Origin of the sequence: Aeromonas sp. QDB31, assembly GCF_027707605.1 — a bacterium.
Classification (GTDB): domain Bacteria; phylum Pseudomonadota; class Gammaproteobacteria; order Enterobacterales; family Aeromonadaceae; genus Aeromonas; species Aeromonas media.
In genome coordinates, this window is record NZ_JAPCIX010000007.1 from 179,551 (window position 1) to 194,116 (window position 14,566).

General features: G+C 64.0%; 13 protein-coding genes. 2 read left to right on the forward strand and 11 right to left on the reverse strand.

What is annotated here, in order from left to right:
* Positions 1-73: 73 nt before the first annotated feature.
* From PG898_RS10065 to rph, 8 genes are all read right to left on the reverse strand, one after another.
* Positions 74-1,063, reverse strand: coding sequence for a serine/threonine protein kinase (locus PG898_RS10065; protein WP_005323697.1), 990 nt, complete (start codon positions 1,061-1,063; stop codon positions 74-76).
* Positions 1,064-1,190: 127 nt separating this feature from the next.
* Positions 1,191-2,642, reverse strand: coding sequence for a cytochrome c oxidase accessory protein CcoG (gene ccoG / locus PG898_RS10070; RefSeq protein ID WP_043128763.1), 1,452 nt, complete (start codon positions 2,640-2,642; stop codon positions 1,191-1,193).
* A 197-nt stretch (positions 2,643-2,839) separates the two neighbouring features.
* Positions 2,840-3,103, reverse strand: coding sequence for a YihD family protein (locus PG898_RS10075; protein ID WP_270823848.1), 264 nt, complete (start codon positions 3,101-3,103; stop codon positions 2,840-2,842).
* 31 nt (positions 3,104-3,134) lie between these two features.
* On the reverse strand, positions 3,135-4,289 hold the full coding sequence (locus tag PG898_RS10080; RefSeq protein WP_042649856.1) for a GGDEF domain-containing protein: 1,155 nt from the start codon (positions 4,287-4,289) through the stop codon (positions 3,135-3,137).
* Positions 4,290-4,460: 171 nt separating this feature from the next.
* Positions 4,461-4,850: a Cu(I)-responsive transcriptional regulator gene (cueR, locus tag PG898_RS10085; RefSeq protein ID WP_005323722.1), complete on the reverse strand. Its 390-nt coding sequence runs from the start codon at positions 4,848-4,850 to the stop codon at positions 4,461-4,463.
* On the reverse strand, positions 4,847-7,276 hold the full coding sequence (locus PG898_RS10090) for a heavy metal translocating P-type ATPase (protein WP_270823847.1): 2,430 nt from the start codon (positions 7,274-7,276) through the stop codon (positions 4,847-4,849). The genes cueR and PG898_RS10090 overlap by 4 nt, the downstream gene beginning before the upstream one ends.
* A gap of 155 nt (positions 7,277-7,431) precedes the next feature.
* On the reverse strand, positions 7,432-8,085 hold the full coding sequence (gene pyrE, locus PG898_RS10095; RefSeq protein ID WP_043128766.1) for an orotate phosphoribosyltransferase: 654 nt from the start codon (positions 8,083-8,085) through the stop codon (positions 7,432-7,434).
* Positions 8,086-8,168: 83 nt separating this feature from the next.
* Positions 8,169-8,885 (reverse strand): ribonuclease PH, encoded by a 717-nt coding sequence (gene rph, locus PG898_RS10100; RefSeq protein ID WP_025328763.1) that lies wholly within the window; start codon positions 8,883-8,885, stop codon positions 8,169-8,171.
* Positions 8,886-9,031: 146 nt separating this feature from the next.
* Between rph and PG898_RS10105 the strand changes: the two genes are divergently transcribed.
* Positions 9,032-9,895, forward strand: coding sequence for a YicC/YloC family endoribonuclease (locus PG898_RS10105; protein WP_163157541.1), 864 nt, complete (start codon positions 9,032-9,034; stop codon positions 9,893-9,895).
* A 255-nt stretch (positions 9,896-10,150) separates the two neighbouring features.
* Here the strand turns inward: PG898_RS10105 and PG898_RS10110 are convergent, their stop codons facing one another.
* The 3 genes from PG898_RS10110 to waaF all read right to left on the reverse strand — a co-directional run bounded on the left by PG898_RS10110 (position 10,151) and on the right by waaF (position 13,517).
* Positions 10,151-11,032, reverse strand: a complete 882-nt coding sequence (locus tag PG898_RS10110) for a DMT family transporter (protein WP_161507743.1) — start codon at positions 11,030-11,032, stop codon at positions 10,151-10,153.
* Positions 11,033-11,152: 120 nt separating this feature from the next.
* Positions 11,153-12,418: a lipid IV(A) 3-deoxy-D-manno-octulosonic acid transferase gene (gene waaA / locus PG898_RS10115; RefSeq protein WP_270823844.1), complete on the reverse strand. Its 1,266-nt coding sequence runs from the start codon at positions 12,416-12,418 to the stop codon at positions 11,153-11,155.
* A gap of 1 nt (position 12,419) precedes the next feature.
* A complete protein-coding gene (gene waaF, locus PG898_RS10120; protein WP_161507745.1) occupies positions 12,420-13,517 on the reverse strand; it encodes a lipopolysaccharide heptosyltransferase II in 1,098 nt (365 codons plus the stop codon).
* A gap of 213 nt (positions 13,518-13,730) precedes the next feature.
* On the opposite strand from waaF, the gene PG898_RS10125 reads away from it, so the two are divergent.
* Positions 13,731-14,519, forward strand: coding sequence for a glycosyltransferase family 2 protein (locus PG898_RS10125; RefSeq protein WP_161507746.1), 789 nt, complete (start codon positions 13,731-13,733; stop codon positions 14,517-14,519).
* The last annotated feature ends 47 nt before the right edge of the window (positions 14,520-14,566 follow it).

Here is a 14,566-nt window from a genome sequence, read left to right on the forward strand (position 1 = left end):
GCCGTCAATGGCAAAGGCGGGTGGGCGCGCTGCCCGCCGGTCACACTCTGGGCATCGCGAACCGGCTATCTGCTCACCAGTTCGGCATCAGCGTCAGAGGCGGGGCCTTGAGCGCCGCCAGCTGGTCGTGCAGGGTCGCGATCTGCTGGCGCCAGTAGTGATCCGTATTGAACCAGGGGAAGTGACGGGGGAAGGCGGGGTCTTCCCAGCGCCTTGCCAGCCAGGCCATGTAGTGGACGATGCGCATGGCTCGCAGCGGCTCTATCAGCGCCAGCTCCCGAGGGTCGAACTCCATGAACTCTTCGTAGCCCGCCAGCAGGGTGTCGAGCTGGATCTGCTGCTCGTGGCGCTCACCGCTCAGCATCATCCAGAGATCCTGAATGGCGGGGCCGGTGCGGCAGTCGTCGAGATCGACGAACAGGGGGCCGTCACGCCACAGGATGTTGCCCGGGTGACAGTCGCCATGCAGGGAGATGCGGGCCACATCCAGGGTCATGGCGTCGCTCACGTGCCGGATCAGCTCGTCGAGCACCCCGAAGAAGGACTTGGCCAGGCCGCTCGGCACCCATTCACCGGCCGCCAGCAGCTGACGCGGCTCGTGCAGCATGCTCTCCACATCCAGCTGGATGCGATGATGGAAGGAGTGACTGGCCCCGACCCGGTGAATGCGACCAAGGTAGCGTCCCACCCACTCCAGCTGATCCAGGTTGTCCACCTCGAACTGACGGCCACCGACGCTCTGCCAGATGGCGAAGGGGTAGCCCTGATGCTCCAGCAGGGTCTCGCCAGCAAACGCGATGGGGGCGGCCACCGGGATCTCCGTCTCATTGAGACGGGCGGCAAACTCATGCTCCTCGAGGATCTGGGCCCGGCTCCAGCGACCGGGACGATAGAACTTCACCACGTAGCGGCGACGATCCTCATCCTGAAACTGGTAGACCCGGTTTTCATAGCTGTTGAGCTCGATGAGGCCGGAGTCGATGCGCAGGCCGCTGAGATCGATCGCATCCATGATGAGGTCGGGATTGAGGTCGGAATAGTTGAAACGCATGTCATCCACCATGAGAAAGGGGCGCTGTTGCGCCCCATTCTATCCGATCCTGCCCGGGATGGACGACCCGCCCTCCCGTAAACCCTCACAACCTGCTGATATATTTGCTGGGTTGTTTCAGTGCAGGTTGCCTTGGTGGTCACAACCGGCTGATAAATTTGCTCGGCTGACGCAGGATCCCCTTGCTGTCGTCCGGCGCGGCCCCTTCCCGCTTGAGCACGAACTGGACATCCAGGGTCGGTCGCTTCAGGTTGAAGGGATCCACCGCCAGGCTCACCGGCAGGGTGAAAATTTCCCCTGGTTTGAGAGTCACTTCCCGCGGACCGAACCACTGGTGTTCCGGCAACCCCTCCACATCCAGCTGATAGGTCTGGGACTGCAGGGTCTTGTTGAGGATTTTGAGGGTATAGGTGTTCTCGATGAGCCCCTCGCTGTTCTCCCGGAACAGCTGGTTGCGATCCCGCAGGATATCGAGCCCCATGGGCATGATCGACATGGCGTTGTAGACGAAGACCACCAGCATGATGACCATCACCAGGCCATAGCCGAGCAGCTTGGGCCTGGCCACATGGGTCTGGTTGTGGGCCAGCTTGTGCTCAGTGGTGTAGCTGATCAGCCCCTTCGGATAGCCCATCCGATCCATGGTCTGGTCGCAGGCATCGACGCAGGCGCCGCAGTTGATGCACTCGTACTGCAGGCCATCGCGGATGTCGATGCCGGTCGGGCAGACCTGCACGCAGAGGTCGCAGTCGATGCAGTCCCCCAGCCCCAGCGCCTTGGGGTCGGCCTTGCGGCCACGGGCACCGCGGGTCTCGCCGCGCTTGGTGTCGTAGCCGACGATGTAGGTGTCCTTGTCGAACATGGCGGACTGGAAGCGGGCATAGGGGCACATGTGGATGCACATGATGGCGCGCATCCAGCCGGCGTTGCCGTAGGTACAGGCAGCGAAGAAGATCACCCAGAAGATGACCCAGCCGCTCGCCTGCAGGGTGAAGAAGTCAGGCACCAGTTGGAACACGTCCTGGAAGTAGGCGACGAAGGTGAGGCCGGTGCCCAGCGACAGCAGGATCCAGGCCAGGTGCTTGGCGCCCTTGCGGGCCAGCTTCTCGCCACTCCAGGGGGCGGCATCCAGCTTGCGGCGCTTGTTGGCGGCGCCTTCCAGCTTCTCCTCGAACCAGATGAACATGAAGGTCCATACCGTCTGTGGGCAGAGATAGCCACACCAGACCCGACCGAGGAAGGTGGTGACGAAGAAGAGGGCGAAGGCGGCGATCATGAAGACCCAGGCCAGCAGGGTCAGGTCCTGCGGCCAGATGGTGGCACCGAAGATGTGGAACTGCTGATGCTCCAGATCGAACAGCACCGCCTGGCGGCCGTCGTAGCGCAGCAGGGGCAAAGTGACGAAGAGGGCGACGAAGAACCAGCCCATGGCCTTGCGCACCCGCTGCCAGTAGCCGGTCTGGGACCTGACGTAGATGCGGTTGCCGGGATTGAACCTGTCATCGCCCGCCTTGAACGTGTGGGGATTGAAGGTCCCGGTGACGTTCTTGTCGGTCACATCCTTGATATCGATCTTGTCCTGGTCGGCCATTGCAACACATCGCTCCACTCATATTGTTATGAAGCCGATTATATCTTAAACAGCCTGCTAATTGTGTGGGTTAAATGTATCTATAGTTCGAGTGCCGTCGCAATTCCAGGCAACAAAAAAGGCCCATAGCCAGTTGACTATGCGCCTTTCTAGAGATTCTCTTGAAACCTTCCTCTTCCAGCAACCCGGCGGTCGGGTTACTTGATGCCGCGGGCCTTGAGCAGGGCTTCCTTGAAGTCAGGAACATGGTCCTTGGCCAGGCCCGGGATCATCGCCTGCTTGTCGGATTCGCGCATCTTGAGGTGGTAGATCAGCATGTCGTCGGCCAGCTCGGACAGGGCGCCGTCATAGCCCGCCTCCGCCGCCAGTTTGGCGATGAATTGCACCAGGCTGAGATCCTGCTCCTTGATCCAGGCGGGCTGCAGCAGCTCCAGCAGCTCTTCGATACGATGACATTGCATAGACGACCTCTTTAAATCTGTCATGTGAAACTCAGGCAACCTTACCCATCAAGGCTACTTCGATACGATCCCGGCCATTATGCTTGGCCTGATAGAGGGCCGCATCCGCTTTTTGGATGAGCTCGGCGATGGAGTGGTGCTGATCCGGCACCAGGGTCGCCACCCCGAAGCTGCAACTGACCCGCCCGGATACCCGGGACTTGTGGTGGGGAATACCCAGGGTGCGCAGGGCCGTGCGCACCTGTTCGGCGATCTGCATGGCCCCCTGCAAGGTGGTACAGGGCAGCAACAGGGCGAACTCCTCCCCGCCGTAACGGGCGGCCAGATCGTCCTCCCGCCGCAGCACCTCGGCCAGCAGGCTCGCCACCTGCTGCAGGCACTGGTCCCCCAGTTGATGGCCATAGTGATCGTTGAACTGTTTGAAGTAGTCCACATCCACCAGCACCAGGGAGAGGGGCGCCCTGGCTCGATGGCAGCGGCGCCAGGCACGCGCCAGGGTGTCGTCGAGGTGAGCCCGGTTTGCGATGCCAGTCAGGCCGTCCAGGCGGGAGGTGAGCTTGAGATGCTCGGAGACCACCTTGAGCTCTGCCACCAGCTCGGCATTGGAAAAACTGTGATAGAGGGAAGCCACCTGATCCCGTCGTAACCGGCGCAGCAGGGTCGGCAGGAACACGAACAGGTAACCCGCCAGCATGCAGGAGACGATCCGCTCCTGCTCGTTGCCGCCACCGAGTTCGAACAACATGGCAAAGCCGAGGGGCAGCACAGCCCCGTAGAGGGTGCGGCGACTGCCGAACAGCATGATCGCGCTGCCGGTGAGGATCAGGCTGGTGAGCATCATCATGGCGGCGCGGTAGGTGTCGGGCAGCCTGTCCATGTAGAGCAGCACGCCGAGCGCCCAGATGATGGAGGTGATGGTCACCCCGATAAACAGCTCTCGTTCCAGCACTGGCAGCGGGAGCTCCGCCAGCCGGGGCTGACGCCAGCGAAGGTGCCATCCGCGCCCCAGCAACAGCAGAAAGACCAGGCCCAGCCAGCCGAGCGCTTCCCCGGCGGGTAGGTAGTCGTGGAACAGCAGGCTCCAGCTGATCGCCAGCAGCGCCAGACAAGGCAGACTGAAGGAGGCATGGGTATAGAGCTGGGCCATGATGGCACGCCGTACTTGGTGTTTCACACTCTGGGTCAACTGGGTACTCCCTGTACAAGAGCCGCACAGTTTAACACTCCCTTTTCCTGCTCAACAATCAATCGCCCGCTATTAAGCAGCCACTCAGCCCCCGACTCGCCGTGCAGCACTGGCAGGATCCCGGGCTGCCCCGGCCTGCTCGCGCTCGCCGAGTAACAACCCAGTGCTCACTCAGCCCTTCTCGAGCTCGTCAAGAATGGGACATTGCGGATTCGCGTCCCCATGGCAACATCCCACCACCTCCTCCAGGGAGCTGAGCATGGCCTGCAGACCGGCAATGCGGGCCCGCAGATCGACGATCTTCTCCTGGGCCAGCTTCTTCACCTGGGCGCTGGTCCTGTGCTCGTCCCGATAGAGCGCCAGCAACTCCTGACACTCCTCCAGGTTGAAGCCGGTCTCCCGCGCCCGCTTGACGAAGCGCAGCTCCCGCAGGGCACCGTCTGTGTAGCTGCGATAGCCATTATCACTGCGCACCGGGGCCGAGATGAGACCGATACTCTCGTAGTAGCGGATGGTCTTGGCGGACAACCCAGTGGCCTTGGCAACCTTGCTGATGTTCATGGATGACTCCTCTTCGATTCAGATTGGCGCTGGCTGCCCGCCCTGGGCTGCCAGCGTTTCAGTAACAGGGAATTGCTCAATACCGTGATGCTGCTCAGGGCCATGGCCGCCCCCGCCAGCTCGGGGCTGAGATAGCCCAGCGCCGCCAGCGGAATGCCGATGATGTTGAACACGAAGGCCCAGAACAGGTTCTGTTGTATGGTGCGCCAGGTCGCCGCCGAGATGTCGATGGCATCGGCCACCAGCCGCGGGTCAGATCGCATGAGAGTGATGGAGGCGGTCTCCATGGCCACGTCCGAACCGGAACCCATGGCGATGCCCACGTCTGCCGCCGCCAGCGCCGGGGCGTCATTCACCCCGTCTCCCACCATGGCCACCAGCCCGCTGGTTTGCGCCCGCAGCGCCTCCACTTTTTCCACCTTGCCGGCGGGCAACACGGAGTCGAAGGCACCATCCAGCCCCAGTTTGGCGGCGATATGGGCCACAGGTGCCGGGGCGTCGCCGCTCACCAGCCAGCTGGCGATACCGCGCTGACGTAGGGTGGCGATGGCCTCGGGGCTCTCGGGTCTCAGGGAATCGGCCAGGGCGGCGATGCCGACCGCCACGCCGTCGATGGCAACCCAGACCCGGGTCGCGCCGTCGGCGGGCGCTTCATCCTGTTGTGGCGGCTCGATGCCGAGCTGAGCCAGCAGGGCGGGATTGCCGATGGCCACCAAGTGGCCAGCCACCTTGCCGAGGATACCCGCACCGACCCGCACCTCCACGGCCTCGGGCTGGGGCAGCGCAACCTCTTTGCCGACCGCTTCGCGCATCGCCAGCGCCAGCGGATGCTCGCTCGCCTGCTGCAGGGCGGCGGCGAGGCGCAGTTGTTTATCGGTGCCGCTCCAGCCGGCCAGCACGGGCTTGCCCTGGGTGAGCGTGCCTGTCTTGTCAAAAATCAGCGCCTTGATGGCGTGGGCCTTCTGCAGGGTATCCACGTCCTTGATCAGGATGCCGTGGCGGGCCGCCACCCCGGTGCCGGTGACGATGGCGGCCGGGGTCGCCAGCCCCAGGGCGCAGGGACAGGCGATCACCAGCACGGCGACGGCGGCCAGCAGCGCCTGACCGAAGTCGTTGCTGTAGGCATACCAGGCCAGCAGGGTGAACAGGGCGATGGCCATGACCACGGGCACGAAGATGGCGGAGACCTTGTCCACCAACTGTTGCAGCGGCGCCTTGCCCATCTGGGCACGCTCCACCAGGGCGATGATCTTGCTGAGGCTGGAGTCCTCCCCCACGGTGGTGGCCTCAATCTCCAGCACACCGGAGCGGTTGATAGCACCACCCAGCACAGCATCCCCCTGCGCACGCGGCACCGGCAGGCTCTCACCGGTGAGAATGGATTCATCAAGCTCGCTCTCACCGCTCAGGATCTTGCCATCCACCGGCACCCGCTCCCCCACCAGTACCCGCAGCCTGTCGCCACGCAGCACCTCGTCGATGGCAACGCTCTGCCAGGCCTCGCCGCGCCAGACGGTGGCGGTGTCCGGCCGCAGCGCCATCAGCTCGCGAATGGCGGACTGGGTGCTGCGCCGGGCGCGAGCCTCCAGCAGTTTCCCCAACGAAATGAGCGTGATAATGATGGCGCTCGCCTCGAAATAGAGCTTGCCGCTGGCGGCCATCCCCAACGTCAGCAGCAGATAGAGGCTGTAGAAGTAGGCGGCGCTGGTGCCGGTCGCCACCAGCACATCCATGTTGGCGGCGCGGTTCTTGAGGGCAAGCCAGGCCCCGCGATAGAAGCGGGCACCGATCCAGAACTGCACCGGGGTGGCGAGCACCAGCTCCAGCCAGGCGGGCAGATGCCAGGGCAGCAGGCCGGCCATGGCGACCATGCCCACCAGCAGCGGCAGGGTCAGCAGGGCCGAGATGACGACCTGATTCAGCGCATGACGGGCGGCGGCGGCTTCCTGTTCCTCACGCGCCTGCAACTGTTGGCGGCGAGCACTGGCAGAGCCCTGCGCCAGCTGGGCACCGAAGCCAAGCGCGGCTATATGCTCACGCAACGAGGCCGGGGTCTGCATCCCCGGCACCAGCTCGATACGGGCCTGCTCGAGGGAAAAATTCACCTCGGCCGAGAGCACGCCGGGCAGAGCAGTCAGCATCTTGTTGAGACGCGCCGAACAACCCGCGCAGGTCATGCCGCTGATCTGGAAGGAGATCGTCTCATGGCCGTAGCCATAGCCCTGCCCCGTGATGCTGTCGAGGACCTCGGGCAGACGAGCCGGGTCACCGAGTTCGATGGCCGCCTGCTCCAACGCGAAGTTGACGGTAGCCGTCACCCCGTCGAGCTGGTTGAGGGCGGTGCTGATGCGGCTGGCACAATTGGCGCAGCTCATGCCGCTGAGCGGCAATTGCAGATGGATGGGATCTTGAGTCTGGGTAGTCATGTTGTTCCTCCTCGGAACTCATCGGCCAAACTGGCTGCCGATGACTAAACCCTAACCTTTACTGTAAGGGCAAGCTCAAGCCACCACACTCACTTTTTCAAAAAAAATGGCGCCACCCCGAGCCAGGGGCGACGCCATGATGGCAGGTGAGGTCGTCAGATGCCGTACTGGGCGCGATAAGCCTTCATGGCCGCCAGTTGCTCGGCCAGCGCGGGCTGCTCTGCCTGCTTCTCTTCCAGATAGGCGATGAGGTCGCTCATCTGGATGATGGCGATGATGTGGGCGCCGTAGTCACGCTCCACTTCCTGAATGGCGGAGAGCTCTCCCTTGCCCTTCTCCTGACGATCCAGGGCGATCAGCACTCCGGCCAGGGAGGCGCCGTTGGCCTGGATCAGATCCATGGATTCGCGGATGGCGGTCCCGGCGGTGATGACGTCGTCCACCAGCATGATGCGTCCCTTGAGCGGGCTGCCCACCAGATTGCCGCCTTCGCCGTGATCCTTGGCCTCCTTGCGGTTGAAGCACCAGGGCACGTCCACGTCGTGCTGCTCCACCAGTTGCACCGCGGTGGCGGAGGCGATGGGGATCCCCTTGTAGGCCGGGCCAAACAGCACGTCGAATTCGATGCCGGCATCCATCAGGGCGGCGGCATAGAAGCGGCCGAGGCGGGCCAGATCGCGACCGCTGTTGAACAGACCGGCGTTGAAGAAGTAGGGGCTCTTGCGGCCGGATTTCAGGGTGAACTCACCGAATTTGAGAACCTGTTTCTCCAGGGCGAACTCGATAAATTGACGCTGGTAGGCTTTCATTCTGGCTCCTTGCTTGGCTTGTCGTTTACTGGTGTGTGGGTATAAAAAAACGCGGTCAATGCCGCGTTTTTCAAATCAGAAATTCAAGAGAGCGCCTGCTTCTGCAGCGCGATGATGTCGTCGATGCCGCCCTTGGCGAGCGCCAGCATCGCCAGCAGCTCCTCGTGGGTAAAGGGTTCTGCCTCGGCGGTGCCCTGCACCTCTATGATGCGACCGTCTTCGGTCATCACCACGTTCATGTCGGTCTCGGCGGCAGAGTCTTCCACATACTCCAGATCGCAGATGGCTTCGCCCTGATACATGCCGACGGAGACCGCCGCTATCATCTGCTTGAGCGGGCTCTGCTTGAGCATGCCCTTCTCGACCATCCAGTTCAGGGCGTCCACCAGGGCCACGCAGGCGCCAGTGATGGCGGCGGTGCGGGTGCCGCCGTCGGCCTGCAGCACGTCACAGTCCACCGTGATGGAGTGCTCGCCGAGGGCGGTCAGATCCACGGCGGCGCGCAGGGAGCGGGCGATCAGGCGGGAGATCTCCAGGGTGCGACCGCTCTGCTTGCCGGCGGCCGCCTCGCGGTTCATGCGCGAATGGGTGGAGCGCGGCAGCATGCCGTACTCGGCGGTGACCCAGCCCTGGCCCTTGCCTTTCAGGAAGCGCGGCACGCTGGTGTCGACGCTGGCGGTGCACAGCACGCGGGTGTGGCCGAACTCCACCAGCACAGATCCTTCCGCATGCTTGGTGAAGTTGCGGGTGATGGTAACCGGGCGCACTTGCGCGGCACTGCGATCGCTGGGACGGGACATGGGACTGACCTCTGGGCTGGCTGAATTGGCGCAGGAGTATAAGCGATCACCACTCAAATATCAGCCGCTAAAACCACGGCATCGGCTGACGGGGCAAGCCTGGCTGAGTATACTGGCCGCACACTTCATCAAGCCCGGAACAATCAATGATTCACAGCATGACCGCCTACGCCCGCAAGGAATTCAAGGGCGACTGGGGCACAGCCGTTTGGGAAATTCGTTCGGTCAACCAGCGCTATCTGGAAACCTACATCCGCCTGCCGGAGCAGCTGCGCAGCCTGGAGCCAGTCCTGCGTGAGCGTTTCCGTGCCAAGCTGCAACGCGGCAAGGTGGAGTGCAACCTGAGGTTCGAGGCAGCGCAAGCCGCCGCCAGCCAGCTCCATATCAATGAAGAGCTGGCCAAACTCATCATCGACAGCGCCAACTGGGTAATGAAAGAGGCGGGCCAGGGCCAGCTCAACCCGGTGGACGTGCTGCGCTGGCCGGGGGTCATGGCCGCCGCCGAGCAGGACATGGATGCGGTCGCCACCGAACTGCTCGGCGGTTTCGATCTGACCATGGAAGATTTCCTCGCCTCCCGCGCCAGCGAAGGGGCCAACCTCAAGGCACTGATCCAGCAGCGTCTGGATGGCATCCAGGTGGAAGTGAAGAAGGTGCGGGTGCACCTGCCGCAAATCATCGAATGGCAGCGCCAGAAGCTCACCGACCGCCTGGCCGAGGCCAAGGTGGAGCTGGATCCGGCCCGCATAGAGCAGGAAATTGTGCTGCTGGCCCAGAAGATCGACGTGGCCGAAGAGCTGGATCGCCTGGAGATGCACATCAGCGAAACCATCAAGATCATGAAGAAGGGAGGGGCCTGCGGTCGTCGTCTCGACTTCATGATGCAGGAGTTCAACCGCGAGTCGAACACGCTGGGTTCAAAGTCCATCAACGCCGAAGTGACCCAGTCCGCCGTCGAACTGAAGGTCCTCATCGAGCAGATGCGCGAGCAAATTCAAAACATCGAGTGATCCCCGTCTCCGATGCACCAGCCCTCGCCACCCGGGGGCTTTTTTATGTCATATCCCCAGGACGCTCAACGGTATGTCCTCGTCGCTCAATCCCCCGCAACCTGAGCCACCACCACCCTGTCGTCGAAGTCATGGATGCCCATGACCTGATGGAGGCGCGACCATGGGACGGTTCCCTGCCAAAAAGAACGGGTCTGCAAGTGCAGGCCCGTTTTTATGGCTGATAACCACCCGTTCTTGCCGGGGTGCAGCTTTTTATTCGTTGGACGATTTGAATTTGCGACTGCGCAGCAGCAGTGGGAGCTGGTAGAGCACCAGTGCCCCCAGCACCAGGCCGACGCCAGTCAGCTTGGCGGCGCCCAGCGGCTCGTCATAGAAGAAGGTGCTCAGGATCAGGGTCCAGACGGGTTCCAGCAGCATCAGCAGGGCGGCATGGGCCGTGGTCATCCGGCTCAGGGCGTGGGTGAGCAGCCAGTAACGCAGGGTGGTGGCGATCAGGACGCTGGCGGCAAACCAGCCCCAGACGCCAGAGCTGATGCTGGCGGGCCACTGCTCGGTCAGCAGGGAGAGCAGGGTGCCGAGCAGGCCGGTCACCGCCAACTGGATGCAGGTGAGCCAGGTGGGGGGAATGGACTGGGCGAAATGGCGGTGCACCGCAAGCTGGACCCCCAGGGTGGCGGCCGCCGCCAGAAACCAGAACAGCGACAAAGAGACGCCCCAGTGGGTGCTGCTCGAGAGCAGCAGCAGGCCGGCGACGGCAAGCGGCAGAGTCAGCCAGTAGTGGCGGCCGGGTCTGGCCTTGAACGCCGCCCAGGCGGCGAGCGGTGCCATCAGGGTGGCCACGCTCATGATGAAGGCACCGCTGCCGAGCGCATCGCTCTGACTGATGGCGGTAACCCAGAACAGCAGGCTGGCCCCGAGCAGGGTGCCACAGCCGGCGGCGCGCAGCAGTTGTGAACGACTGGGGGGCGGCTCGCGCAGCCATGCCAGTGGCAACAGCAGCAGGGCGGCCAGCAGGAAGCGGCTGCCGATAAAGGCGGCGGTGGGCAGTTCGCGGATCGCCTCTTTCGAGAAGAGCCAGCCAGCGGCGGCCAGCAGGGTGACCAGCATCATCAACAGCAGGGGGGCGCGGTTCATCGGAGCATCACAGGGTCAAGACAAAGGGCAGAGCATAAAGGAAAGCGGGCCGGATTGCCTGCGACGATTTACCCACGGAACGACAGGATAGAGGCAGGGTGGCCACCCAGGCCGCCCGCGCTAGTCGTTTTCCAATGCGGCGAGGCAGTGGGACAGGGTGCGCGCCAGCGCCCCCTGGTTGCGCAGCACCACGGCACGGGCCTGCTCCCCCATCTGGCGGCGAGCGCCCGCATCGCCGAGCAGCGCATTTACCTTGTCGCCGAGCGCCTCGGCATCCGCCACCACGGCGGCGCCCCCCTGAGCCACCAGCTGGCGGGTGATGTCGCTGAAGTTGAAGTAGGCGGGGCCGGTCAGGCAGGGTTTGCCGAGCGCCGCCGGCTCCAGCAGGTTGTGACCACCAATCTTCACCAGACTGCCGCCGACGAAGGCCAGATCGGCGGCCGCCAGCATCAGCGGCAGCTCCCCCATGGTATCGCCGAGATAGACCTTGTCGCTCTCGCCGACCGCACTGCCCGCCGTGCGCCGCACGCAGCCGTAAGGGGCGCACAGCTCAGCCACCCGGGCAAAGCGCTCGGGGTGGCGCGGCACCAGGATAAGAAGGGCCGACGGGTGCGCCCTGAGCACCCGATCGAAGGCAGCCAGCACCTGCTCGTCTTCCCCCTGATGGGTGCTGGCAGCGATCCAGACCGGCCTGTCCTGTCCCAGACGCTGGCGCAGGGCACGCCCCTTGGCCTGTACCTCGTCCCCCAGCTGGATGTCGAACTTGATGGAGCCGGTCACTGCCAGCCGCTCGCGGCCTATGCCGAGACGATGGAAGCGATCCGCGTCGTCCTGGTGCTGGCACAGCAGGTGGGTCAGCGGACGGCTGAGGGCATCGAAGGCGCCCTGGAAGCGGGCATAGCGCTGGCAGGATCGCTCGGAGAGCCGGGCATTGAGGATGGTCACCGGCAGGTGGCGCGCCTCGCAGGCCGCCAGCCAATTCGGCCACAGCTCTGTCTCCATCACCCAGAGGGCGCGGGGCTTGAAGGTGGCCAGAAATGCCGAGACGGCCCAGGGGTAGTCCAGGGGCGCATAGCGATGCTCCACCAGATCCCCGAGCTTGGCCGCCTGCTCGGCGCCGGTGCGGGTGGTGGTGGTGAGCAGTATGGGCAAGGAGGGCTGCTCCGCCTTGAGGGCGCGAATGAAGGGGCTGATGGCCAGCGTCTCCCCCACGCTCACCGCATGGATCCAGAGCGGTGCCTCCTGCCCTGTGGCAGGTGCCCGTCCCAGGTGCTCGGCCCAGCGCTTGCCGAAGCCGGGCTTGCCTTTTTTGGGCTTGTAGAGCGCCAGCAGTGCCAGCGGCAGGCCCAGGTGGATCAGCAGGTTGTAGAGCAGCCGATAGATCATGCTACTGGCCTTCGCCGCCGGTCGCGGGGTCCGCCACCGGCTGCTGCGCGATCACCAGATCCTCCGACTCGCTCCGCTCCAGTCGCTTGCCCGCCTCGATGACCTGCTCCGGCATCAACTCGATCAGGCACTTGAGGTGGCCGAACTTGCAGGTGCGCTTGAAGCAGGGTCGACATTCGATGTCGGTGTGCACTATCTCCACCCTGTCCGCCAGGGGCGGCGTGTAGAGCGGCGAGGTGGAGCCGTAGACGCCGATCAGCGGCCGGTTGAGGGCGGCGGCGACGTGCATCAGGCCCGAATCGTTGGCAATGACCCGACCGGCCAGGGCCATCAGATCGATCGCCTCGTGCAGGCTGGTCTTGCCCGCCAGCACGTGGCAGTTGGGTCGCGACAGGGGATTGATCCGGTCGCGGATGGTGTTGGCCACCTCCACATCCTTGCCGGAGCCGAAGATCCACACCTGCCAGCCTTCATCCAGATGCTTCTGGGCCACCACGGCGTAGTGCCCCTCGGGCCAGCGCTTGGCCGGGCCGAACTCGGCCCCCGGGCAGAGTACCAGCACCGGGCGGGCGCGATTCAGGCCGAGCCGCTCCAGCGCCTTGCCCTGGTTGATGAGATCCACGTGCAGGGAGGGATGGGGAATGGACGGAATGTCGCTCCGGCTCTTCATCTGTGCCTTGGGGTAGGCCAGCGCCAGATAGGCTTCCACCATCAGCGGGAAGGCCTGCTTGTTGCTGCGCATGTCGTTGAGCAGGCCGAAGCGGTGCTCCCCCTTCCAGCCGGTCCGCACCGGGATCCTGGCGAACCAGGGGATGAGCGCTGACTTCATGGAGTTGGGCTGGATGATGGCCTGATCGTACTGCTCGGCGGCCAGTTGCTTGCCGAGCCGGCGGCGGGCCCCCAGCTTGAAGTCACCGTGGCCGAGCGGCATCGGGATGGCCTTGTCCACCTCGGGCATCCGCTCCAGCAGGGCCACGCACCAGGCCGGCGCCATCACATGCAGCTCGCTGTCCGGGTGATTCGCCTTTATCGCCTTGTAGAGGCTCTGGGACATCACCATGTCGCCGACCCAGGAGGGGCCGATCACCAATATCTTCATCGCACGTCTTCTCTCGGGACTGGCCCGGCTGTTAATCGTTACTGGGCGAGATTATGCCCCAAGAAAGGCCGAAGAAATAACAGAAGATACCTGCCTGATGCGCAAGAGGCCTTCAGGGGCAGCGGGCCCATGCCCCGGCCGGGGTTTTAGGCTAGAATGGGCGCCAATCCGAGCATGACCCGCCCGCCGGGTGCCAACAAGAGTCCAGACCCTGTGAAAAAACCGACCCTGGCGGCCGTCCTGATCGTCAAGAACGAAGCCGACAACCTGCGCGCCTGCCTCGCCTCCCTCGATGGCCTGGTGGACGAAATCGTCATCCTGGACTCCGGCAGTCAGGATGACACCCCCGCCATCGCCGCCGAATTCGGCGCCCGCTTCTTCGTCAACACCGCCTGGCCTGGCTTCGGTCGCCAGCGCCGCCTCGCCCAGTCTCATGTCCAGTCCGAATGGGTGCTGTGGCTGGATGCAGACGAGCGGCTCACGCCTGAACTGAAGGCGGCCATCGCCGCCGTCATGGCCAGTCCGGCCAGCGACACCATCTACTCCATCCCCCGCCTCTCCTGGGTGTTCGGTCGCTTCATCTGCCACAGCGGCTGGTACCCGGATCGGGTGCTGCGCCTCTACCCCAGGGCGCTGACCGGCTACAACGAGGCACTGGTACACGAGAAGGTGGAGGTGCGGGCCAACATGAAGATCGTCAATCTGCACGGCGACTTGCTCCACTTCACCTACCGGGATCTGGAACACTATCTGGTCAAATCCGCCGGCTACGCCCGGGCCTGGGCTGATCAGCGCACCGCTCGCGGCAAGAAAGGCTCCCTCGGTCAGGGGCTGGTGCACGCCATCGGCTGCTTCCTCAAGATGTACCTGCTCAAGGCCGGCTTCCTCGATGGCAAGCAGGGGCTGCTGCTGGCCATCCTCTCCGCCCACTCCACCTTCGCGAAGTACGCGGACCTCTGGATCCGCCAGCAACCCCAGGCACCGGACCAAGCACCCAAATAAGCCGACATGGCGACACCCCCATGACGAGACAGGGCCCCGAGGGGCCC

Excerpts from the sequence above, each read along its gene's own strand:
- waaF (WP_161507745.1), bottom strand. The coding sequence starts at position 13,517 with ATGAAGATATTGGTGATCGGCCCCTCCTGGGTCGGCGACATGGTGATG.
- PG898_RS10090 (WP_270823847.1), bottom strand. The coding sequence starts at position 7,276 with ATGACTACCCAGACTCAAGATCCCATCCATCTGCAATTGCCGCTCAGC.
- PG898_RS10075 (WP_270823848.1), bottom strand. The coding sequence starts at position 3,103 with ATGCAATGTCATCGTATCGAAGAGCTGCTGGAGCTGCTGCAGCCCGCC.
- cueR (WP_005323722.1), bottom strand. The coding sequence starts at position 4,850 with ATGAACATCAGCAAGGTTGCCAAGGCCACTGGGTTGTCCGCCAAGACC.
- waaA (WP_270823844.1), bottom strand. The coding sequence starts at position 12,418 with ATGATCTATCGGCTGCTCTACAACCTGCTGATCCACCTGGGCCTGCCG.
- PG898_RS10105 (WP_163157541.1), top strand. The coding sequence starts at position 9,032 with ATGATTCACAGCATGACCGCCTACGCCCGCAAGGAATTCAAGGGCGAC.
- ccoG (WP_043128763.1), bottom strand. The coding sequence starts at position 2,642 with ATGGCCGACCAGGACAAGATCGATATCAAGGATGTGACCGACAAGAAC.
- pyrE (WP_043128766.1), bottom strand. The coding sequence starts at position 8,085 with ATGAAAGCCTACCAGCGTCAATTTATCGAGTTCGCCCTGGAGAAACAG.
- rph (WP_025328763.1), bottom strand. The coding sequence starts at position 8,885 with ATGTCCCGTCCCAGCGATCGCAGTGCCGCGCAAGTGCGCCCGGTTACC.
- PG898_RS10065 (WP_005323697.1), bottom strand. The coding sequence starts at position 1,063 with ATGGTGGATGACATGCGTTTCAACTATTCCGACCTCAATCCCGACCTC.
- PG898_RS10110 (WP_161507743.1), bottom strand. The coding sequence starts at position 11,032 with ATGAACCGCGCCCCCCTGCTGTTGATGATGCTGGTCACCCTGCTGGCC.